We start from the raw sequence: 23,841 nt of genomic DNA, 5'->3' as shown, positions 1-23,841 counted from the left end.
CGACCTTTTGTGTCGACGGGCCGGGGATTTCCTATTGGTATTCAGGCTATTTCCAGTAGAAGGTCGCGACTGCACTGGGATCAATCGTATAGTTGAACTGATTTTCGCCAAATACAACCGTGAATTTGCTGTTATCCGCTCCCTGGTTCAGCACTACCAGTACTTTCGAACCGTCGGGATTGAGAAATGCAACGTGTTCCAGCTTCGTCGAAGCACTCAACCGGCCTGATTCCACGCGGAATGCGCCTGGCCGGACGAATTTAGACATATGCGCAATCGTGTAATATTCAACGTTTTTTGTCAGGCTGCCATCGGAAGCGATTGTAACTACACCCCGGCAGTTATCGCATCCTTTGTTTTTGGGGCCGTCGTTTTCGTCGAGCGCGATGTTCCAGAGCAAAGCATTTTTTGACCAGTTGTTGGCCGTTCCGATAAAAATATTGGACATATTCCATTTCAGGTTGTCGGAGAAATTGACAGCCCAGCGCCCGCCCGATATTTCGGTGAAATACAATCCTTTATCGGGAAATTTGTCGTGCACCTCGCTCATGGCGGCTACATTTCCCCCATAAGCATGAAATGCCGATCCCGCCACGTACTGGCTGGCCTGCGGATCATTCAGAATCGAGATCGGGTATCCCGGCCTGTCCCAGTTATGGTCGTACAGCAGGATTTTCGTTTTAATCGCTTTTGATTTAAAAAGCGGTCCCAAATGCTGTTTGATAAAGAGGCCCTGCGCTGCCGAATCCATGCTCATGGACGGATAGGCCGCCTGATGTAACGGCTCATTCTGCACCGAAATCGCGTCGATCGCAATGCCTTCCTTTTTATAAGCATCCAGGTATTTCACGAAATAATTGGCATATACCTCATACCACTCGGGTTTGAGGCTTCCGCCAGCCAGTTTCCCGCCCGTTTTCATCCATGCCGGCGCCGACCAGGGCGTTGCCATAATCCGGATGGCCGGTTGCAAGCCCACGACTGATTTCAGCACCGGTATCAGGTCCGTCTGGTCTTTGGCAACGGAGAATTGGGCTAATGCGGGGTCTGTCTGGCCTGCCGGCAGATCGTTGTACGTAAAATCTTCCAGCGAGAAATCCGAAGCCCCCATGGTAATGCGCAGATAGCTGATCCCGATGCCGTTTTGCGGGTCAAAAAAGTCTTTAAGGAGCTTTTCGCGTTGTGATGCATTCAGTTTTTGATTGATCAAATAGGCGGAAGAACCGGTCAGCGCCGCTCCAAAACCTTCCATTTCCTGCAATTTGGCCGAAAAATCAATGTTGATCAGGTTCGGGGAAGGCGCTCCGGTGCCTGCTTTTATAATGGAAAGCCCATTTTCGTTCTTGAATAATTTACTTTGCTGACCATTCGTAACCCAAACCGCTACCTTGTTTGCCGAGGTCGTATCGGTGGGTCTGGGGTTGTCGTTTGCCGGCGCTTCGGCCGAGCAGCTCGTTAACGCAAAGGTCAGGCCGGCGACCGTCGCCATCAGTATTTCTTTCATAAGTTGAGTCAAAAAAGAAGTCATGCCGGGACGCCGGCATGACTGTACATTATTTTCTAGTAACCTTTATTTTGGGTCAGGTTTGCGTTTTTATCGATCTCTCCCTGCGGTATCGGCCATACCAGCCTGTTTTCAGTCAATTTGTAATTCAGACTATTACCCGCGCCATCTTTCACCGCTTCCATTACCGGCACTACCCTGCCCGTCCGCAGCAGATCATACCAGCGCTGCCCTTCAAATGCGAGCTCCAACCGCCGCTCCTTTTCAATGGCCAGCCGCATGGCCGCCTGATCTGCCGCCGGCGTCGCCGCCAGTTTCGCCCGGGTCCTGATCTGGTTCACCAACGCACGCGCACCCGCCAGATCGCCGGTTTCGTTCAGAGCTTCCGCTTTCAAAAGGAGTACGTCGGCCAGGCGGTACATGATGATATTCTGCGAGGCGTCAGTATTGCGCATTTTATAAGCGAATGGAAACTTAGTCAGCGCCCAGTATTTATCCGACCATTTGCCGGTTACGTTGGCCGTGTAAATCGTCGATGCCTTGCGTACAACGTCTTTCTCATCGTCAAAAGCTTTCACCAGGTCATTGGACGGCGTATTGAATTTTTTCCAGTCGGTCCCGTAGAACATGGACGAGCCCCAGTTCCCGCCGGTTGACCAATCCTGGAAATTCAACTCAAAAATGGCTTCTGCACTGTTTTCATGTTTGCCGTCCCACAAATCCTCGAAATTGGGCATAAGCGTGTAACCCAATGCGATCACCTTGTCGGCATGCTCTTTCACCTTTGCCCAGTCCTTGCGGGTAGCATACACCTTGGCCTGTAAGGTGTACACGGCGCCGGGGGTTACCGTCATTTTGTTCGGTCCGGATTTCGGCACAGCGGGAGCCGCTTCGTCGAGGTCTTTCAGGATTTGCGCGTAAACCTGCTCCGCTGTGCTCCTGGCGGGGTAAAGCTGACCGTATATTTCCTCTACATTTTCAGAAGTAATGGTAGGCAGCTCGTCCACTACCAATGGTACGTCGCCAAAAATCCGCACGAGGTCAAAATAAGCCCGCGCGCGAATGAACTTCGCCTCGCCGACGATCTGCGCCTTCCGGGCAGCCGACAACGATGCATCGGTGACCTTAGGTACATTGGCGATGATCGAGTTGGCGCTCGCGACGTGGTTGTACAAATACCGCCAATCCCTGGCCGCAACCGCATTGGTAGACAGAATCCTGAACTCGTCCACCTCAAACCAGGCCGCATTGTCTGCCCCGGCATAGGAGTTGTCCGACTGCCCGTCTCCCAGGATGAAGTAATCCATCACATAATATTCCGCCGAGCCGTTCTTGAAAATCGCGTAGCTCCCCGCCAGGGCGGCCTCGGCGCTGGCCGCGTCTTTGATCGTGGAACCCGCCGTACCGCTACCGCTTTCCCCTACCACGGTTTGAGAAACCGGCTGTAAATCCAATTGGTCCTGGCACGCAGGCAGCAGTATCGACGCGCCCAGTACCCATGCTATATAATTAGTCCTTTTCATAAAATCCCTGAATTAAAACGAAACATTAAGACCTGCTACGAATGCACGGGACACCGGGTAGGTTCCGTAGTCGATACCCAGGGTAGCACCGCTGGACGTAAACGCATTCACCTCAGGATCAAACCCTTTGTATTTGGTGATGGTAAACAGGTTTTGCGCCGTGAGGTAAACGGACGCCCTGCTCAGCTTGATCTTTCCGGCAAATTCCTTGCTGAGCGCATAAGAAATCGTCGCGCTTTTCATTCTCAGAAAAGATGCGTTCTCCACAAACCGGGAGGAAATCAGTGAGTTGTTGACGTTGCCATCGGTAGCCCGCGGAATATCGGTGATATCTCCGGGTTGTTTCCAGCGTCTCAATACTTCGGTCGACTGGTTTTTGCTGTCGTACATTCCCTCCGTTTCCAGCCTCGAAGCATTGAATGCCTTGTTACCCTGCGAACCCTGGAAGAGGAACGACAAACTAAAATTCTTGTAGGTGAGGTTGTTGTTCATCCCGTAGGTGAATTTCGGCTGGGCCGATCCCAGGACAGTGCGATCCGAGGGCGAGAACGCGCCGTCGCCATTAACATCGCGGTAAATCATGTCGCCGGTTTCGGGATTCACGCCGTCCGCAATGTATCCGTAGAAAGTGCCCAGCGAGGCGCCTTCCTGCAAAATGACGATCTGATCGCTCCGGCCCTCAACATCGGCGTAGCGGTAGATCTTGCTCAGCTGCAACTCGGTGATTTTGTTACGGTTGAATGCGATATTAAAATCGGTCGTCCATTGAAAGTCAGCTTTATCGAAATTGACGGTCGATAATACGAATTCAAGCCCCTTGTTTTCCAATTTTCCGGAATTGCGGGGCATGTAGGTGTAGCCGCTCGTATTGGGTAACGGCACATTGAGTAGCAGGTCATTCGTCTTTTTCAAATAGGCGTCCGCCGTGAAAGTGACGCGGCCCTGCAACATGCTCAGATCGATCCCGATGTTGGTTTGCGTAGTCGTTTCCCATTTTAGATCAGGGTTGGGCGCGTATGTGGGTGGTGTTACAGCGGGGCCCGAAGGCGGAGTCGTAGGTGTGCGGCGCGTGTAGGAATTAAGGCCGTAGGAGGCATAATTTGCCAGACCTTCCTGATTACCGTTCTGGCCCCAGCCGCCGCGCAGTTTCAGGTCATTGATCACCTTCACATCCTGCATGAAAGGCTCGGCAGAAATGCGCCACCCGGCCGACACCGATGGAAAAAAGCCCCATTGATTACCCTTAGCCAGTTTCGACGAACCATCCGCCCGGAAATTGGCCGTGATCAGGTACTTGCTATCGAAATTGTACATCAGGCGTCCCAGGTACGAGTTCAGGAACCATTCCGATTGCTCGGTATACGCTTCCGTAATCTCGTTCGCTGCGTTCATCGTTTTCACGACGCCATCCGCAGGGAAATCGCGGCCTGCCATGTAAGCGTTGTTCCAGCTGTTTTTCTGGACGGTCGTTCCTGCCAATGCCGAGAACTCATGTTTTTCCCACTTCTTCTCGTAGTTCACGGTGTTTTCCCAGAGATAGGTAAAAGAGTTGCTGCGTGTCGCATTGCCCAGCCCGTGGGTACTGCCGTTGGCCCCCCAGCCTTCGGTGGTCCGGTAGGGATCGAGGTAGTAATCGTTGGTATGATTCATGAAATCGATCCCGAAATTGGAGCGCAACACCAGTCCTTTCGCCAGCGTCAGGTCGCCGGCCACATTACCGAAAATGCGGTTGTCGCGGGCGGCCTGCGTCGGCCCGAACATCGCTGCAAGCGGGTTGTCCCAGCCTGCTTTAAGCGGATTAGTGGAGAAAATAGTACCCCTGATTGAATCCTGGGAGTAAATACCCATGGTCGGCGGAGCACCTAATGCTCCCAGTACCACTGCATTACGGCCCGCATTGTTGTTGTCCTTCACGTCCCTGACCTTCGCGTTGGCATAGCTGACATTGGTCGTCAGCTTAAACCAGCTTTTGATCTGGTTATCGAGGTTCATACGGAACGAATACCGCCGGTAGCTCGCCGGCTGGATAATGCCCTTGTCCTGGGTGATCGCACCCGAAACGAAATACCGGTTTTTGTCGGTACCACCCGAAAAATTGAGCTGGTAGTTCTGATTATGCCCGGTAGTGAAAACCTCCTTGTTCCAGTCGGTGGTTTCACTGCCCACCGTCACATTGTGGCCCATTTCATTCATCAGGTCGGCATATTGCTGCGGGTTCAGGACCTCGATCTTCTTCGCGATGTTTGAAATGCCGTAATAAGCTGCAAAATTCACTTGCGACTGATTGGCCTTCCCGCGTTTAGTCGTCACGATCACCACGCCATTGGATGCCCTGGCACCGTAAATGGCTGCCGAGGAGGCATCTTTCAGCACCTGAATGCTTTCGATATCGTTGACGTTCAGGTCGCGCGTGTCCATCGTAGGCACACCATCGACCACGTACAACGGCTCGTTGCCCGCCTGCACGGACGTAGCCCCGCGCACACGTATGGATAATGCGCTGCCAGGCTTGCCCGAGGGCTGCGTAACCTGCACACCCGCGGCCTTACCCTGTAATGCTTGCGCCGCCTGCAAAATAGGCCGCTCTTCGATATCCTTCGTATCCACTGACGCAATGGAGGTCGTAACGTCGCCACGCTTTTGCGTGCCATAGCCGATCACGACCACCTCGTTCAGCGTTTTCAGATCGCCGCCGAGCGTCACATCGATTTGCGTCCGGTTGCCCACTGCAATTTCCTGCGTTTCGTAACCGATGAATGAGATCACCAGCACGGACTCCCCGTTGGGCACGCCGATCGAATAGTTTCCGTCTACATCTGTCACAGTACCTGATTGCGTCCCCTTCACCAAAACGCTCGCGCCGGGCAAGGTCTGGTTTTGCTGATCCCTGATCACACCTTTCACGACAATCTCCTGCGCATTCGCCAGGCTTGCTACCGCGAAAATCATGGCAATGAACATCGTAATTCTCTTTCCCATAGAGTGTTAATGCATTATTGGTAATTAATCTGATAAATTCTTGGACAATTCCATGGGGTCAAAGTTAGGTATACTTTGAGAAAAACAATAGCAAAAAATGAATGTAATCTCCTGTAATATAGACACTTATGAATATTTTGATACGGTTTAAACCCGTAGTAAAAAAGGAGTGATTTATCTGATTTACAAGCAGTGACGAAGGCTCTCGCACACTGGCGGGGTATAGGACTGATACGCCTGCAAACCGCCGCTTTCCGGTTAAAAAAAGTGCACGATTTTACCTAAACCTGGAAAAATATGCGGGAGACCTCGCGGGCGCAGTTCGTCTCAGATCGCTTCAAGGGGGTGTTCCAACACCAGCAGGCTCCAACCTTCGCCGGATTTGGAAGCGGCGATCTCTTTGCGGCGGTCATGCATTACTTTTTTGATCCTGCTTGCGTAAGCCCAGCAAGTGCTCTGCCGGATGGAGAGGATTTCAGACAGCTTATGGGAAGAGATTTTCCCCTTGGTTGTATACATCAAAAACACCATGTAGAATGCCTTATTAATCGGAATGCGCGTGTTCTGAAAAATGGTGTGCGCGATTACCGACTCATCATAGTCGCATTTGGCGCACCTGCGGCTGTACGGCGAATGCCCGTGAAAAAAGTGGTCGTGATTGCATTTGCGGCATTCGTAACGATCGTTCTCCGTATCGTTGCCCCACTTCATTCCGGCCAGGAACCGGAAGCAGCTCTCGTTGTCGGGGTAGATCTTGCTGAACTCCTCAAAATCCACTTCCGTGGACATGACGCGGGCTTGCGTCACTTTCACTACATTGGTGTGCAGGACCTCATTATCTTTTTCGAGCAACAGGTTCATTTGAAGGATTTCTTCCTTCTGCTTCTGCAACAGTTCGTTTACCTGGGTCAGCTCCTGGTTTTGCGCCTCAATGATCGCCGACTTTTCCACGACCTCGCGCGTCCGCTCCGCGACCTCGGCTTCAAGCCTGACATTCAGTGAGTCTTTCAGCTTTTCATTGAGCTTCATCTGGTGAATCATCTGTCTCTGCGCCTTATCCTTCTTCTTTTTCAGGATACTCACCTTATCGCCGATCGCGAACGAGAGAAAGATCATTTCGATGACAAAACAGATACTCAGGCTGTAATAGGTAACCACCCCGAAGTTCAGACCTTCCACATGCAGCATCAGCAACAGCTTGTGAATGAAACCCAGCGAAAGAAAGCTATACCCCAACACAAAAAAACGCGCCGGATGATACCCTTGCCGGTAAATATGGATGCCCGTGTAAAAAGCCACAGCAAGCGGCACCAACTCCACAAACTTATAGCTGAACCAGTTGGTATCTACGACAAAGCAGGCCACAAAAAAGATTGTCCGCAGCACCATCACCAGGATAATGAAGCGGTCCAGGGCAGGTGCCTTTTTATGGGTATAAAGCAATGTCCTGGTAAACTGCAAGGCGAAAATGCTGATCCCGTATAACGCAATACCGTAAGCATATTGGTTCCATTCGGGCGCATTGGGCCACAGGTACTGGTAGGCGATACCATCCACACACATCTCGAAAAGCCCTACACATAAATTATACAATACATAATACAGGTACTGCACCTGCCGGACCGCGACGTACATCATCAGGTTGTAGAAACTGAAAACCAGCACCATACCATAAAATATCCCGAAAATAAAATACTCGTCCAGCGCATAGGCAATGAACCGGTTGACCGATCTCAGTACGATAATTGCGTCGGCTGTCTGATGTGATTTTACGCGGAAATAGTAGGTGCCGTCAAAGGCTGTGTCGTTGGCGATATTCAATTCAAAGTTCTTGTGCGCATATTCCCGGTTACCAAACGGCAGCTTGTCGCCCATTCGCCGCACGCTGTATCCGCCTTTTCCATCCGGTAAATAGGCGGTGATGTCGTCGATTGTCTGGTCGAAAAATTCCAGCACCCAGTTTTTGCGGCTTTCGGGATTGTGACGGATCTTTATCCGGAACCAGTAGGTTGATTTCAGGTGGTAATTTTGGGGCGTGTTTGCCGGGTTATTTACAAAATGCTCGTTTAGAGGTGAAGACAGCACTTGCGAAAAGGTATAAGAACCCGCCGTATCTTCCAGATACTGGATTTCTTCCCCTACAAACATATGTTGATCCTGCCAGTCGACGATTTCCCTGGCAGGTTGGGAAAATACGCCTGTAACGCCGATCAGGGAAATCAGAAGGGTAATTCCAATCCGCTTGATCAAATTCAGAAAGACAGCAATATGTAAGAATAGGGGTTTGATCACCGTACCGCTTTCTTTCAAAGTTAACAGATTACACCCTACACGGTCAAAAAATCTTATCCACTTTTCAATGACCTAATTGCTCGCACGCCCCGAAGGCGTCTTCTTTTCGACACTTATTAACCTTCATTTTGTCACGTATACAAAACAACGTCCCCCCTATTTGAACAACTCAAATACTCCTTTGGCGATCGGCTCGCTCACAGAAATAACCATTTGAAAGCTTATTTCAACGCCAGGGCAATAAATAAGTCGTCGACGGTAAAAAGTTGGTGACTTATTTATTTCAGAGTGCTATCTTTAATGCCCGGATCTTTGTTTCCAACCCTCTGTCTTTCTGTGTTATCAAACTTAAAATTGCATTGAAATACCTTCTACCCGCCTTTCTATTCCTGTTTTTAACCTTTTCTGCACACGCGCAAATACCCGTTGACTTCCAGTTTTGTACCGGCACCGGCGAGCTCTGCGTAACACCCAGCGACTCGACGTACGAACTTTGTCTTACCCTCAAACCCGGTTTTTGTGATTCGAAAGAATATGAAATCAGGTGGGGCGATGGCAACACGGAGCGCGTTTCGCTGACTGCCGAAAAGAAAGCCATGCACGTTTATGACCTCAGGCAGTTCGCCAAAAATTGCAGTGCTGCCGAAATTGAATACAACTTCAATATTCGCGCCGTGAGCTGCGGGAATGATAATAAGGGTTATCTGCTGATATTCAAGAAAAGACCGGAAGCAAGGCCGGTGATCGACGCAGCTTGCGCAGGTGCTGCCGTGACGATCCGGAACGAGAGCTGCCCCACCTACGGCGTCGACTTTTTATGGGAATTCAGCGATGGCCGGACGAGTACCGACACCTATCCGTACCTTTCTTTTACAGACCCTACCAAAACCTACAAAGTAAAACTGACAGCTACTTCCAAGGTTTGCGGCACCAGTACGGCCGAGACCGAGTTTAAACTCGCCAAACCGCCTGTTCCGGATTTTAAAGTCTCCGGTGTATCGGTCATTGAAAAAGACACAGTTGTGTGTTTATCAAGCGGCGGCATCATCGATCTCGACGGTAGCATTTCACAGGACGAGTCGGGCTACGGCTGGGAGATTGAGGGTGGAAAATTCAGTTATCAGAACAATACCAAGCCTAATGCCGCGGCCATCAAAATCAAACTGGAAGAGGCTAAGGAGTATACCATTACGCTAACCGTCAACAACAGTTGCGGTAACAGGAAGATTACCAGAAAGTACAAGGTCATCAGCACCATAGCACCATCCATCACTCCGCAGCCGGATGTGTGTGAAGAAATAGCCTACAAGATAGCCAATCCTATCCCCGGTGCCGTTTATACCATGAATGGCACCCCGTTCTCGCCCGGCCAGGAGGTTCCTCTCAAATTTGCTTCCGCGCCATACATTGTGGTGGCCAAAGTCCAGAACGCCTGCGGCACGCAAATAGCCAGCGATACTTTCAGCGTTTCCCCGGCTCAACCGGTAAAAATCTTATCCATTCCCAAAGACACCCTTATCTGTACAAGCTCCGGGCGCATTTTACTTACCGCCAACCTGCCAGGCGGCGAGTGGAGCGGAGGTGCCATCGAAACCGTTAACGGGCAAAGTTTCTTTATTCCCAAAACACCCGGCAGTTTCAATATCACGTACACCCGCGGTACGGGCAAATGCGTGATGACGACATCCGTGAAGGTGTCTGTCGAAGGGATTGAGGCCACCGCCGACAATAAATCCATCTGCGAAGGAACGGCCTGGATCAAGCTCTCCGGCACCCCGGCGGGCGGCCAATGGGCAACCGCTTCCTGCTCTGGCTGTATTAAAGGAGACACCCTCTTTACCGCCGGATTATCAGGCAATGAATTTGATATCCGGTACTCCGTTGCCAGCAAGACCGGTTGCAGGGCGGAGGCACAGGCAAAGGTAACGATGGGCAGCCCCAAAGCAGAGTTCTCCCTTCAAGACGGTTGCGCAGGGCAGGCTTTTAAGCCTGTCAACACGTCGTTGCGGGCAGAAGCCTACGTGTGGATGGTCAATAATCAAATCGTTGCCAACGAGGCGAACCCGGAACTTCAATTGTCTCCCGGCAAACAAACCATCGCACTTGTCGCACGCGCAGGTGCTTGTGCCGACACGCTCATCCGGGAGATTACCATTACACGTCCGCCAGCGAAAATCAGTTTTACACCCAGCGTAACAGCCGGCTGCGCACCTTTAAATGTGTCCTTCAATGTGAGCGGCAATGCCGAACCTGGTATCGAATATGTTTGGAAGGTAAATGGTCAGACTGTTTTTAAGGGATTCCAGCTTGCAGCCAAAATACTTGAAAATACGAGCAGAAAAGATTCCGTCTACCAAATCAGCGTCGCGGCCGACAATGCCTGCGGAGGCCAAACCGATGTGAAGGAAGTGACTGTCCGGCCAGGCACAGTCGCCGAGATCGGCGTCGATTCGACAATGCTTAGGTGCACACCTGCTTCGCTCCTGTTTTCCAACCGGTCCACCGGCCACGACAAAAAAACGTCGGTATGGTCGTTTGGCGACGGAACCACGCTGGCATCCGCCAACGATACGCTATCCCACCTCTTTTCGGCGAAGGACAGCGCCAGAACTTACATTGTCAGACTGAAAGTCACCGGCGAATGCGGAGCCGACAATGACTCGGTGGCTATCCGTGTGTACCCCAGCACCGTGAAAGCATTGTATACCATTTCCAAATCGGAAGTATGTCCGGGAGAGGTTGTACAGTTCAAAGATGCTTCGGTTCCAAAGCCGGTCCGCTGGCTATGGCGATTCGGCGACGGAACCATTGCAACCACCGCTAATCCCACGCATACATTTTCGAAAAGCAAAAGCGAGTACAAAGTGACGCTGATCGCATTCACCGACTGTGGCTCCGACTCTACCCAGTTGACGATCAAAACAACAGAATCGCCCTCAGGAACCTTTGAGAGCCCCGCCATTGCCTGCAACAACTCATCGGTAAAGTTTGCCAATCAATCACCTCCGGAGATCGGATTTGTGTGGGACTTCGGGGATGGCAGTGCGCTGGATTCGCTGAACCACTCGCCAGAACACCTGTTTCCAGGCACGGGGACCTATCAGGTAACATTGAGTGTATTCCGTAAAACCCAGGCTTGCAAGGTAGTTGCCAAAAAAACTGCGGTAACCGTCGTTTCCCCCGCCAAAGCCGATTTTGGCTTCGCAGGCGACTCACTATTCTGCGCTCCCGGCCCGGTAGTCATCCGCAACCATTCCGAACCGGCCGACCAATATCTGTGGTATTTCAGTGACGGAGGAACGGCCGAAACGCGGGAGCCGGCCCTCCCCTTTGAACCAGGCACATACGATGTCAAATTGGTTACGGTAAAAGGCGGGGTTTGCCTGGATTCGACTGAGCGCGCAGCTGCATTTGTCGTCCGGGAATGCCAGGTAGACATCCCACAGGCATTTACGCCTAACGGTGATGGCCACGGCGACCGCTACACGTTGTTCGGGGCGGGGATCAGCAGAATTGGTCTTTTGCGGATCCGCAACCGATGGGGAGAAATTGTCTTTGAAATGAAAGATGTACAGCCCGGCAGCCAGCAGCCGGGCGAATCCTGGGACGGGACTTTCGGCGGCAAGGAAATGCCTGCCGACATGTACGTTTACGAAGCCGAAATACGCTATATCGACAAGAAAAAATCCGGGAAGCTACGGGGGAACATTTACCTGACCCGCTGACATTTATGAAAACAATGCTACTTTTCACGGGCGTGATTTATTGCCTGTGCAGTTCTGTCCGGGCACAGTCACCGCAATTTTCCCAATTTTACGCGAACCCTGTTTATGCCAACCCGGCACTTGCCGGAGATGCCGGAACGCCCCGTCTGATCGCCAACTATCGCAATCAATGGGCAACCGTTGGCACCGCATTTCAAACGGCTGCTTTCTCGTTCGACACTTATGCCGAGGATCTGCAAATCGGCCTGGGCGTTCAGGTGCTTCACGACCAGCGCGGCAGTGCTCTGAAAAGTGATCAGCTCTCCGGCCAGTTTTCGAAATTGGTGTACCTCGACGGCCAAAAGGAACTCCGGCTGATCGGCGGTGTCCAGGCTGCCTGGGCATTAAACCGATGGAACGGGGCCGACCTTACCTATGTTTCCGATTTCCTGGGCAGCCCGGATCCGCTCTCCGGAAATGCCATCCAGCAAAACCGGTTTACTTTGTCGGTCGGCGGCATTCTTGAATACGTACCCAGGCATGAAGACTATGCTTCCTACTGGATCAGCGGCGCATGGCACAATATGGGCGTCAATAGCCCTGTCAGCATCGATCATCAGCGGATCAACATTCAGCTCGGCTCCAAAATCCCCATCGGCATCCCGGCTTTGTTCGGCAACAACCTCGGCAGCGACCTGAGCCGGGAAAGCGCGCTGAACCTGGGAATGCAGGTCAGAAAACAGGGAAGCTCGCGGCAGCTCGATGCCGGCTTTAATATGATCTTTTCGCCTTTGGTACTGGGCGTTTGGTACCGCGGGATGATCTGGGGAGACACCCGGCGCGACGCGCTCATCGGTACTGCCGGATGGGCATATGGCAATATACTTTTCCAGGCCAGTTACGACCTTCCCGTGTCGTCCCTCGGCCTGGATACCGGGGCACTGGAAGTGTCTATTTGGTATGGCGTCGACGCCCTGTTCCGTTTCGCCGGCAAAAGAACGACTGATCGCAGAGCACGTAAATGCCTTCGTTACTGAAAACGGAATGCGGTGGCCAAGATACGCTGCCGGCAGCAATGACTCATACTCAGCTGTTACTTGCCTTCCGCCGGCGCATTTACAAACTCCTCTTTTTCCGTAGCGATCTGATTTCCCCAGAGTAGTTCGGTTGGTAAGCGGATCATCCTTTCCCTGCCCTCAAATTACTCCGTATCCGGAACGATTTTTGTAAGCCGGTGCAGCTCACAAAATCTGTTGCTGATGCTTACTACCCTATTCCGACGGCTGCGGCCAGGCACAACCTGCAAATTACTTTTGATAGCGTGCCTGCCTTATTTTGGCGACCAAAACGTGATTACTTCGGGGGAGACAATAGCCCCTGGACTGGACCAGGGTAACTTCAACTGGCACGGATTTAATGCATACTCGACGCTTTAATTTACACTTCTCACTATTAACCAAGCTTCCAATGAAAATCGTCAGCACAACCAACCATGCCCGAATTGATTATCTGACAGGGTTGTTCTTCATGTCGTCGCCCTGGATTCTAGGCTTTAAAGAATCTGTTGCAGCCACCTGGATTATGTTGCTGGTTGGTTTGGCAGCACTAATCATGTCGCTTTTTACCAACTACGAAGGCGGTATGGTCCGAAGCATTCCCATGCGCATACATTTAACCGTCGACATCTTCATGGGAGCATTTCTGGCGTCATCGCCCTGGCTGTTCGGCTTTGCTGAGCAAGTGTTTCTGCCCCAGCTGATGATGGGCCTTTTCCAGGTGCTGATCAGCCTTGTGACATCTAAACATCCCGCCGAGCAGCATTCGGAAAGGGTTGTTGACCGGCAATAATAACCACTTATGAACGACTCCGACTTGTACCTGGGCACCAGCGGCATTTTGCTGCCCTATAAAAATCAAACGCAATACCCACCCGAATTTGAGGGAAGAAGCAGGTTGCAGGTCTATGGACACTTCTTTAATTCCCTGGAAGTCAACTCCATATTCTATAAACTCCCCCGGCCCGCAACGATCGCCCATTGGAGCGAATCGGTGCCGGAGACATTTCGGTTTACATTTAAATTATCGAAGCAAATCACGCACAACCCTGGATTGAATTTCCATCTGGAAGATATTACCGCTTTCACAGAAACCATCCAGGCGGCAGGAAACAAATGCGGCTGCATTCTGATACAGTTCCCGCCGTCGGTCAAATTCAATTTGTTCGGGCGATTGGCTGACTTACTTTCGGCCGTAAAGGAAGGAACCGCAGACCAATGGCCATTAGCCGTTGAATTCAGAGACCGGTCGTGGTATCGGCAGGAAAGCTACGACCTGCTCGATGAATTCGGATTGCCAATGGTGTACCATGACAAAGCTGGTAGCCAATCCCCACAGCCGGCGCTTGACTCGGATGTCGTCTACCTGCGGTTCCATGGCCCGGACGGCAATTACCGCGGCAGCTACGATCCTGGCCTCCTTTATGAGTATGCGGGATACGTATCGGGCTGGCGCCAGGCCGGGAAAACGGTTTACGTGTATTTCAACAACACAGCCGGTAATGCTTTAGCTAACCTTCAAACCATGCAAACCTATCTTGAGGATTTCGATTAGCAGACTGCACCGGCTGGGTTTTTGCCTTTGATGCCAGAATCCGCTGAGTTAAAACCAACGATGAAATACATGCGCGGCTTCAAGTCTTACTAAAAATAAAGCAGGACTAAAAGCCCTGCCTATCCTCTGCCTAACTAAATTAAAAATGTCATAAATCCGGGTGTTGCCGTGCTCGTGCCCATCGTTCTGTTTCAATTCTGAGCTGTGCCGGTCTATTTCTGCCGGTGGAATCGGCCAGATATTGACACCCGGCAGGGACCTGGCACCAATGGCTGAGCAACAATGCCCGATCTTCGAAGTCGACGGTTTTTCATGACGAACTTGAAGCTAAATAAGCTTATAAAGAAAATTCCGGGCAGTTGTCGCAACCCAAAGGGCACAGCATAACCACCCACTCGTGGACTGTATCGAAACACGGAGGTCCGCCAACCGAACCTGTGGGAATCCAGTAAATAGAGCTCGGGTTAATATTTTACAATACTATATTTGTACATCGGGCGCTGGTTGCGGGAGTTTCCGTCAGCTTTCTCCCCTGTCAGGTATCATAAAACAACGCAACCGTCGATCTGAACGCTCGAACGCCTCATGCAAGAACGAGAGCTGCCGATCGGACAATACAAAGAAAATATATTGAAAAAGCTGCCGCGGACAGTATTCTATCCAACTATTAAGCTATCTTGGCATTTGAAATATTTCGCAGTTTTTCTTGTGTTTTTTTGATTTGCAAATTCCCCGGAAAAGGACGGGTACGCTCATATCCTCCTAAAATCCTTTACCATGAAACCTCATCTTTTGCAGGTAGCGACCGCGCCAAACAGATCGTTCAGCGTCAGAAAAGAACTGATTCCCAACATCAACTGCCGATGGCACCGCCACGCGGAAGTGGAGCTGATTTGCTTCCACAGAGGCAGCGGTACTCAGTTCGTCGGTGACGATATCAGGCGTTTTGCAGCGGGCGATGTGGTGCTTGTCGGCTCCAATCTGCCGCATTATTGGCACTACGACAGCGAATATCAGGCAGAAGGAAATGATCAAACCGATCCATTTGCAACGGTCGTTCATTTCACAGAGAATTTCTGGGGAGAGCGGTTTCTGATGCTCACCGAGAACGCGACGCTCAGGAATGTGCTGGACAGGGCCAGGCGCGGCTTGTCGGTAAGAGGCGAGCCGGGAGAGCTCATTGCCGGGTTGATGGAAAAACTGCACGTTGCCGAAGGCCCCTACCGCGTAATGCTTTTGATGGAATGCCTGATTGCTGCGAATCGCGCGGACGAAAACGACGCATTGGCTTCACTGGGATTCAGAGGAGACAATGCCGAACAGGAAAGTGAGCGGATCAACGCCATTTACAAATACACGCTCGCGCACTTCCACGAGAAGATCAGTCTGGAAAAAATCGCGTCGATTGCCGGACTTTCCCCCAACTCTTTTTGCAGGTACTTCAAGTCGCGAACAGGCAAGCAGTTCTCTCAATTTTTGATCGAGATCAGGATCGGAAACGCTTGTAAAATGCTGATTAATAACAATATGAACACCAAGCAGATCTGCTACGCAAGTGGTTTTCTGAATTTCACTTGCTTCTATAAACAATTTAAACAAATAACCGGAAAAACGCCTGCCGCTTACCAGCAAGCGTTTTCCAACCGATAGCTTTAAACGGGCGTCGGATGCCGCGGCGCCCGAACAACTGCTTTTGGTTTCTTATCGATTATCCTGTTTTTCGATTATTGTTTGTCCCACCAAACCCTTGTTTTAAAATTATCTGTCCCCTGACGCGCCACTGCTGCATTGTAGTTGGCGGCATTCAATACCGGTTCGTCCTCCGGATAGCGTAACCTGCGTGGGTAAGTCCCGTCGGTTTCGTTGCTCGGATAATTGATGGGCGTCAGCTTGGGGTAGCCCGAGCGACGAACATTCGCATAGGCTTCGAGACCATTCATAAAGCAGGCCGCCCAATATTGGGTGTTGATCTGTTCGTACGCTTTTTCCTTATCGGCGGCACCTACAAAAGGATTGGCCGTGAAGTAGGCATTAATTTCGGCATCCGTGATGACTGCTGATGCGTCGTATTTTGCCAGGTTTTTCATAGCCCCGGCAACACCGCTTTTGTAAAGCGCCTCCGCGTCACCGCTTATCCATCCGCGAATCGTCGCTTCTGCCAGCATCAGCTGGACTTCCCCATAGGTGAGGCCCATTCTCGGGCCATCGAGTTTGGCATAAACATCACGGTTGATACTGGTGCTGGTCTTTCGTATTGTCCCAGCTTGGGTCAGTTTTAATAGTTACCAGATTGAAACCGTTCGGCATGCCTTTCTGAACAGCGGGGTCCGTATTCTTGGTAGATGCCTTGGAAGGATCCGAATAAACGGCCACCATGTATTTCAGACGCGGGTCGTTGCGGCTTTTCATGTAGTTGAAGATCGTTGCGCTGATCTTGCCCGGTGATACACCCGATACGGACAGCGTCCAGCTTTCCCCATTCACAAGGGATTGGTTTGCGCCGGTTTTGTCCGGAAACCTGACGTACATATTATCATCGACGGACGTAAATACCCCGCCGGCGACGGCTTTTTTCACCCAGGTTTCGGCAGTTGCCGGTTCTACTTTTTGCAACCGCATGCCCAGGCGCAGCATCATGGAATACCCGAACTTCTTCCATTTAGCCACATCCCCGCCGTAAACAATGTCGGCCGTGACGGCCCCCTTCGATGCGTCCAGCTTCGCCGTCGCGTCTTCCAGCTCACTGAGCATATGGTAATAGATATCCTTTTGGGTATCATATTTAGGCTTATAGTTTTGTGCCGAAAAGCCCTGGTTGGCCTCCGAATAAGGCACGTCGCCGTACAGGTCCGTCAGACGATGGTATATTACCGTTTTCCAGATCCTGGCCATATTATGCAGGTTGCTCAGCTCTGGTTTGTCCTTCGATAATTGTATGGCGTCTTCCAGCAGCTTGCTTCCCCCGTTCACCGCATTGAATGTGTTCTTCCACAGGCTCTCGCTTCCGCCTTTGTTATACACATATTTGTCCCCAAAGAAATCGAATGTCCCCGCGTCGCTCAGCGTTGCAAAATGCTGGACGAAAGGCTCGGTATAATGCAGGGAAGCCCCGTCGTCACCCCTTGACGAAAATAGCTGTGCGGAAGTAAACAGATAAGCGGGGCTAAATCCCTCGGCAGTAGCTGCATTGGGGTCCCTATTGAGTTTTTCAAAATCGCCGTCGCAGCCTTGCAAGAGCATTGTGCTTACGGCCAATAGAATGCTGAATGTTTTTTTCATTTTAAACAGGTTTGGTCCGTTCCCGATTTAGAATTTCAAATTCACGTTAAAGCCGTAGCTTCTGGTTGGAGGAAGCTGTGTCGATTCGATCCCCTGGTCGTTACCGGCCGACAAATTCGTTTCCGGGTCGATCCCCGGTGTATGTTTCAGTAGGGTCTGGAGGTTTCTGCCAACGAGCGAGACGCTGGCACCTTTTACGAAGCCGATCTTTTCATACAATGCGCGCGGCAGGTTGTAGGTCAGCGACACGTACCGGAGTTTGATAAAACTTGCATTGTACAGATAGTCGTCCAGCGCATCGCGGCGCCTTACGATAATATCACGGTTGTTGACCTGGGCAGCCGTCACCAGTACCTTATTTTCCTCTCCCGTTTCGGTCACGCCGGGCAGCACCACGCCATTCGCCCTACCAAGCAATGAGCGCGGGGACATTCCGCGGTGTTCCAGGTTGTAGTTGGTATTCGAATAGATCAGCCCTCCGAATTTGCCATCCACCTGGGCCGACAATGTAAACGACTTGTAGCTGAATGTGTTGGTAATACCGGATGTATACCGTTGAATACCCGAGCCGAATGCCTTCACATCCGTAGGTACGATCGGCAAGCCTTTGGCATCCATCACATCCCGGCCATTGGCATCGCGCTTAATGGTACGCCCGACGATCTGCGAATACTCCTCTCCTACCACTTGTTTCAGGAAGACCTTGGTGGCCGTCCCCAGCAGGAACTCGTTGGTCGAATTCGAGATTTTCAGGATTTTGCTCTTGTTGTAGGCCACGTTGAGCGAAACATTCCAGCTGAAATTCTTAGCAGTAACGGGCCGCGCGGTAAAAAGCATTTCGACACCCCGGTTGCGAAGCTCTCCCACCGTTACCACTGCACCGTTATAACCGGTAACCGACGAGACTGTTTCCGTAGTAATATCATTTTTGGTAGACCTGTTATACGCTGCCACGTCGATTCCCAGCTTGCCATTGAAAAGGCGCAGGTCCAGGCCCGCCTCCAATTCATTCACGCTCAGCGGACGGAGATTTTTATTGGGCACCACGGCCTGGTTAATGGTGCCCAACGGTTTGCCGTCGTAGCTGTAAGGCAGTACGCCGTAGGTCAGATTGAGCTGGTACGGGTCTGTGGCCCCGCCCACCGATGCGTATGACACCCTGAATTTGCCGAAACTGATGGCCTTGGGCATTTCAAACGCATCGGAGAATACGTAGCTAAGACTGGCGGACGGATAAAAGTAGTTGTTCGACTCAGGACTGAGGGTCGAGAACCAATCGTTCCTGCCCGTTACGTTCAGAAACAGATAGTTTTTATAGGCCAGCTCCGCAGTACCGAACAGGGAGTTAATCTTATTATCCATAATACTGGTGGTTGTGTTTCGGACCGAAGTGTTGTTAATGACTTCCAGGCGGGGCGTGATAATGCCCGATCCGCTGATATTGGTACCATTGCTGTGCTGCGCCATGAGGTTACCGCCCGCATTGACCACCAAATTAAAATCCTTGTTCAGCGCCTTGTTGAGGCCGATCATCCCTTCGAAATTTCGCTCGTAGAAGTTGGTCGTGATCTGGTCGATCTGGCCGTTGGGACGATAACCGGTACCCTCGGGAACGATCTTATTGATTTGATAGGAAAACATATCCTGTCCGACCTTCCCCTGCACAAACAGCCAATCAGTGATGTTCCACCGCGCATTGATCGCCGCAATGAACCGGTCCTTCTGCGTATGGTTTTTGATCTGATTGAGGGCATAATACGGGTTGGTAGCGCCCAGGTCGGTGCCAAGGACTTTCTCCTTAAATGTAACGGGATCGTACCCGGGTGCCAGCGCGCTGGTGGGCATGTTACTGTTCACAAACAAGATAGTCCCCGCACTGTTGGCATTGTTCGTTTCCAGCACGTAACGGTTATCTACCTTTTCGTTGATGTAGTCGACATTGGCGCTGATCGCGATGTTTTTGGTAGCATTCTGATTGATGCTCAGGCTGACATTATCCCTGCGCATTTTCGCATTCCGAATAATGCCTTTGTTGCGCATATCTGTCACGGCGAGCCTGAAATTTCCCTTATCCCCGCCCCCGGTAAAGGCTATGTTGTTGGAAGAAGTATACCCGTTGCCATAGAAATCCTTCAAAACCTGGTCCTTTACGTACGAATAGGGCCTCTCCACGCCATCCAGCTGCACGACCATCGATCCATCGTAAGGCGCACCCCAATGATTTTGCCCATGCGCCGCCGCAACACCAACACCCGACGGTTTCACGCCATTATAGCCCTGCCCATATTCCTTTTGCAGGTCCCAAATAAAATACGGCACCTCCACGGTATTGTTGGAGTTGAGTTCGATACCGATGCCTTTGTTCCCTTTGCCCGATTTGGTGGTGATAATAATGGCGCCGTTTTTAGCCCTGGACCCATACAATGCCGCGGCAGCCGCACCTTTGAGGACCGTCATATCTTCTACGTCATCGGGATTGATGCTGGATATATTGTCCCCCCAATCGGGATTATCGCCCTGTGTCTTCCCGAACTTTGTATTGTTCATCGGAATCCCGTTGATGATAAAAAGCGGCGCATTGTCGCCCGTAAGCGAAGTATTGCCCCGGATGGTGATCCGGCTAGACCCGGCCGGTCCGGTCGCCGCTGCCGAAACGTTTACCCCAGCGACCTTGCCGGCCAGCGAGTTGCCGATGTTGGTTTCCCGCGTCTTTGTAAATGCACTCCCTTCCACTCTGGTTACCGAATACCCTACCGCCTTAACCTCCTTCTTGATACCCAGGGCCGTCACCACCACCTCGTCAAGTGATTTGGTATCAACAGCCAGTTTTACTTCCAGGACGGAACTGCTGCCGACAGTGATTTCCCGAGGCTGGTAGCCCACAAACGAAAATACCAGAACGGCGTCGGGCCCTGGCGCTTCGATCGTAAAATTTCCACTCGCATCGCTACTCGTGCCCTGCTGACTTCCTTTCACCAAAATATTCACACCGGGAAGGCCATCCCCTTTTTCGTCGGTTACCCTTCCCTTCACCGTTTGAAGGAATGCGGGCCTGCCGACGCTCCCGCTACTAATAACAATGCTTGCGGATTCAAATGGCGCGGCCGCGCGCGTGGAGATTGACAGGCCTACAAGGGCGGCTAACAGGCAACACCACTTGCAACTACTTGTAAAGCGCGTACCATGTTCTGGTAAAACTTTTTGTTCCATGGACTTAATTGGGTTAAGTTTTGAAAGGATCCACAAAACGCTTAGCAACTAAGTCATAGGTGGATACAACTACATGTACGGCTTCACATTGCAATCAGGCCTCCGAACAGTACAATTTTTTAGAAATAAATTCCAAAACAATTGCGTCGTGGCATTGCGAAGCAGATTCACCCGGAAGAATCTTCCTCCGAAAGGAGCAGTCCGAAAAAATATTGGATGAAAAAGACTACCCATTGTGACATTTTCAAGTACTCCTTACATCACTGGATCATCTTAACCCTTAACATTCCATGAAAACCGAGAATAAAGTGAGCAGAAGGGATTTCCTCGAAAAAATGACGCCTGCGACGTTAGGAATTCTGGCTGGCGGTGGGATTAAGCAGTCCGCCCGCGCACATGATCATGCGACAGGCGTAACAGCCCCTCAGGCTTCCGCAGCAGAGGAGAAAAAATTCGTCCCGGTTATGATCACCCCATTCGGTACGGATCTGAAAATTGACTATGACAACGTTTCCAGGGTCATCGACTTTTACCTCGCCGCAGGTGCAAAGGGTTTCTTTGCCAATTGCCTGAGCAGCGAAATGTATTTTCTGAACGATCAGGAACGCATTGACCTCACCAGACACGTGGTGAAGCGTGTAAAAGGAAAAGTGCCGGTCGTGTCAACGGGCTCCTTTGGCGATTCTCTCGCGGACAAAGCACTATTTGCCAAAAAAATTGAAGATACCGGCGTGGATGGTGTTATCCTGATATCCAGCCATTTTGCCCGACCAAACGAAAGCGACGAGGTGCTGATGGAGAATTTCGAGCAGTTTTTCGCGCTTACCGGGAATATGAAATTGGGCACCTACGAGTGCCCCTCGCCGTATAAGCGGATTCTTTCCCCTGAGGTATTCAAGTTCCTGGTGTCCAACAGGAACCTGATCTACCACAAGGATACGACCGAAGATCTCGGGAAAATCGAAGAAAAGCTGGCTGTATCAAAGGGCACTCAGATGGAGCTGTACAATGCCCATTCCGCAACCGCCCTGAAATCACTGCAAAGGGGTGGAAAAGGCATGTCGCCTATCTCTGGAAATTTCTACCCCGAAATACATACATGGCTCTGCCAGAATGCAGATAATCCCTCCAAATCAGAAGATGCGAACTGGATACAGGGCGAAATAACACGCATGGAGCCGCTGATCTCCAGAGCCTACCCGCTGAGCGCAAAGTATTTTCTTAAAAAACGGGGCCTGCCTGTTGAACTCACATGCAGGGCGAACAGCAAAGTCATAACGCCCGAGCAACAACAAGTTCTGGATACAGCACACAGCACGTTTACCGGCTGGTGCGACCGGCTGGGGATACAGGTGGTGAAGGGTTAGACCGGGAGGCGTGCAGCAGAAAACTCTCTCGAAAACGCATCCAATGTGACTCCGCCGACGGGTTGCTGCTGTTGTTTTTGGTAATCCTCGGCAAAGCTCCCATCACGAATGGCCATCCCGATTTCGATGATATAAACCTGCGCCATAGTCCGGGAAAAACCGTCTCGCATAAGGGCTTCCAAAAGCTGTTTATCGGAGAACTCTGCCCAATAAACGTCGTCCTTCCCAATCGCCGCGCCAAGCGCCCGGGCTACCTGTTCGCCGCTCTTTACATCACTGACCACGTACTGAATCTGTTTTCCCGAAACTGAGAAATCATCGATCGCCCTGAATGCGGCCTCCGCAATATCCCTCGGGTGCGTGAGCGGCAGATGAATGGATCCGTTAAAGTTGTTGCCGACTATGCCCTGGTGTTGGATCATCGGCATTGCTCCATAAAAATTGGTCATAAACATCCCCGGACGCAGGTGCAAGATGTGCACGTGTTCCAACTCGTTAAGGCGCTGTTCAACATAAAAATTCGGGCCGGTCGGTCCGAGGCCATCTTCCAGGTGCGCACCGATACTACTCAGATTCACCGCGAGCCTGACACCGGTTTCCTTCACGGCATCTGCGTATTGCCGACCGATAGTCTTTATATATTCCTTGATATCCGGTGCGTGAAAATCGGGAGGTATCATCAGGTACACTGCGTCACTGCCTTCAAAGGACCGCTTTACAAATTCGTAGTCATGCACCAATCCCACCATCGGTACCGCACCCAGGGTGCGAATTTCTTCCGACCGCTCCGGATTGGACGTAACAACCTTGACCGTATGTCCTTTTGCTGTTAATTTTTCTGTCAGGATACGTCCTACGTTTCCCAGAGAGCCTGTTACTGTTACAATCATTTTTTGTCTGTTTAAATGTTTGCCCAAAACTAGATTTGAACTTACTTTTGTACAAGTACTTACCCAATGGTATGTTCAACTATGGCAAATATTAAAGAGACCTCGGTCATCCAGGAAAACAAAAGCAATGCCTTTGCAGCATGCCCTGTGACGTTCGTAATGGAACGGATCGGCGGGTATTGGAAACCCATTATCCTGTTCAATCTCCTGACAGGCACCAAGCGTTATCACGAGCTGCGAAAGTCGGTACCGGGTATTACCGAAAAAGTACTGATCCAGCAATTGAAGCAACTGGAATCCGACCAGCTTGTCACGAGGATATCAAAACCGGTCGTTCCACCCTATGTTACGTATGAGCTTTCTTCCCAGGGCAGGGCATTACGTCCGGTACTACTGGCGATGGCCGAATGGGCCGTCGGGCATGGAGGGGCACAATCCGCGCAATTCGAAAAGCAATTAGCCGACTTCCCCGGCGAGGAATGA

General features: G+C 51.2%; 15 protein-coding genes. 7 read left to right on the top strand and 8 right to left on the bottom strand.

All coding sequences use genetic code 11. The features are described from left to right. Nucleotides 1-46 precede the first annotated feature (46 nt). The 4 genes from ACQ4MZ_RS17085 to ACQ4MZ_RS17070 form a co-directional block, all read right to left on the bottom strand. Nucleotides 47-1,504, bottom strand: a complete 1,458-nt coding sequence (locus ACQ4MZ_RS17085) for a glycoside hydrolase family 30 protein (protein ID WP_430846599.1) — start codon at nt 1,502-1,504, stop codon at nt 47-49. 56 nt (nt 1,505-1,560) lie between these two features. Then, on the bottom strand, nt 1,561-3,027 hold the full coding sequence (locus tag ACQ4MZ_RS17080; RefSeq protein WP_430846597.1) for a RagB/SusD family nutrient uptake outer membrane protein: 1,467 nt from the start codon (nt 3,025-3,027) through the stop codon (nt 1,561-1,563). 12 nt (nt 3,028-3,039) lie between these two features. Beyond that, nucleotides 3,040-6,006: a SusC/RagA family TonB-linked outer membrane protein gene (locus ACQ4MZ_RS17075; RefSeq protein ID WP_430846594.1), complete on the bottom strand. Its 2,967-nt coding sequence runs from the start codon at nt 6,004-6,006 to the stop codon at nt 3,040-3,042. Between the two features lie 327 nt (nt 6,007-6,333). Further along, entirely contained in the window at nt 6,334-8,316 is a 1,983-nt protein-coding gene (locus ACQ4MZ_RS17070; RefSeq protein ID WP_430846592.1) for a 7TM diverse intracellular signaling domain-containing protein, read from the bottom strand. 341 nt (nt 8,317-8,657) lie between these two features. On the opposite strand from ACQ4MZ_RS17070, the gene ACQ4MZ_RS17065 reads away from it, so the two are divergent. From ACQ4MZ_RS17065 to ACQ4MZ_RS17045, 5 genes are all read left to right on the top strand, one after another. Then, nucleotides 8,658-12,023, top strand: coding sequence for a PKD domain-containing protein (locus ACQ4MZ_RS17065; RefSeq protein ID WP_430846590.1), 3,366 nt, complete (start codon nt 8,658-8,660; stop codon nt 12,021-12,023). Between the two features lie 5 nt (nt 12,024-12,028). Beyond that, nucleotides 12,029-13,039: a PorP/SprF family type IX secretion system membrane protein gene (locus ACQ4MZ_RS17060; protein ID WP_430846588.1), complete on the top strand. Its 1,011-nt coding sequence runs from the start codon at nt 12,029-12,031 to the stop codon at nt 13,037-13,039. Nucleotides 13,040-13,469: 430 nt separating this feature from the next. Further along, entirely contained in the window at nt 13,470-13,850 is a 381-nt protein-coding gene (locus tag ACQ4MZ_RS17055) for an SPW repeat protein (RefSeq protein WP_430846586.1), read from the top strand. 9 nt (nt 13,851-13,859) lie between these two features. Next, on the top strand, nt 13,860-14,612 hold the full coding sequence (locus ACQ4MZ_RS17050) for a DUF72 domain-containing protein (protein WP_430846584.1): 753 nt from the start codon (nt 13,860-13,862) through the stop codon (nt 14,610-14,612). A 777-nt stretch (nt 14,613-15,389) separates the two neighbouring features. Next, entirely contained in the window at nt 15,390-16,262 is an 873-nt protein-coding gene (locus ACQ4MZ_RS17045; RefSeq protein WP_430846582.1) for an AraC family transcriptional regulator, read from the top strand. 74 nt (nt 16,263-16,336) lie between these two features. On the opposite strand, the gene ACQ4MZ_RS17040 is transcribed toward ACQ4MZ_RS17045, so the two are convergent. From ACQ4MZ_RS17040 to ACQ4MZ_RS17030, 3 genes are read right to left on the bottom strand one after another with little or no spacing between them, the layout of a single operon-like run. Further along, the gene (locus tag ACQ4MZ_RS17040; RefSeq protein ID WP_430846580.1) at nt 16,337-16,807 is read right to left on the bottom strand and encodes a SusD/RagB family nutrient-binding outer membrane lipoprotein; all 471 of its coding nucleotides are present in this window, start codon (nt 16,805-16,807) and stop codon (nt 16,337-16,339) included. Nucleotides 16,808-16,835: 28 nt separating this feature from the next. Next, a complete protein-coding gene (locus ACQ4MZ_RS17035) occupies nt 16,836-17,891 on the bottom strand; it encodes a SusD/RagB family nutrient-binding outer membrane lipoprotein (RefSeq protein WP_430846578.1) in 1,056 nt (351 codons plus the stop codon). A gap of 27 nt (nt 17,892-17,918) precedes the next feature. Next, a complete protein-coding gene (locus ACQ4MZ_RS17030; protein ID WP_430846576.1) occupies nt 17,919-21,101 on the bottom strand; it encodes a SusC/RagA family TonB-linked outer membrane protein in 3,183 nt (1,060 codons plus the stop codon). A 290-nt stretch (nt 21,102-21,391) separates the two neighbouring features. On the opposite strand from ACQ4MZ_RS17030, the gene ACQ4MZ_RS17025 reads away from it, so the two are divergent. Continuing rightward, nucleotides 21,392-22,468 carry a dihydrodipicolinate synthase family protein gene (locus ACQ4MZ_RS17025; protein WP_430846574.1) on the top strand — a complete coding sequence of 359 codons (1,077 nt, stop codon included), beginning with the start codon at nt 21,392-21,394 and terminating at the stop codon, nt 22,466-22,468. On the opposite strand, the gene ACQ4MZ_RS17020 is transcribed toward ACQ4MZ_RS17025, so the two are convergent. Continuing rightward, entirely contained in the window at nt 22,465-23,358 is an 894-nt protein-coding gene (locus ACQ4MZ_RS17020) for an NmrA family NAD(P)-binding protein (protein ID WP_430846572.1), read from the bottom strand. The two genes, ACQ4MZ_RS17025 and ACQ4MZ_RS17020, sit on opposite strands and share 4 nt — an antisense overlap. Nucleotides 23,359-23,439: 81 nt before the next feature. Here ACQ4MZ_RS17020 and ACQ4MZ_RS17015 point away from each other — a divergent pair, with 81 nt between their 5' ends. Further along, a complete protein-coding gene (locus ACQ4MZ_RS17015; protein ID WP_430846570.1) occupies nt 23,440-23,841 on the top strand; it encodes a winged helix-turn-helix transcriptional regulator in 402 nt (133 codons plus the stop codon).

This window comes from Dyadobacter sp. BHUBP1, assembly GCF_050587785.1.
In the GTDB taxonomy this organism is placed as follows: Bacteria; Bacteroidota; Bacteroidia; order Cytophagales; family Spirosomataceae; genus Dyadobacter.
The sequence above is the reverse complement of the archived record's forward strand: the minus strand, read 5'-3'. Positions and strand labels throughout refer to the sequence as shown.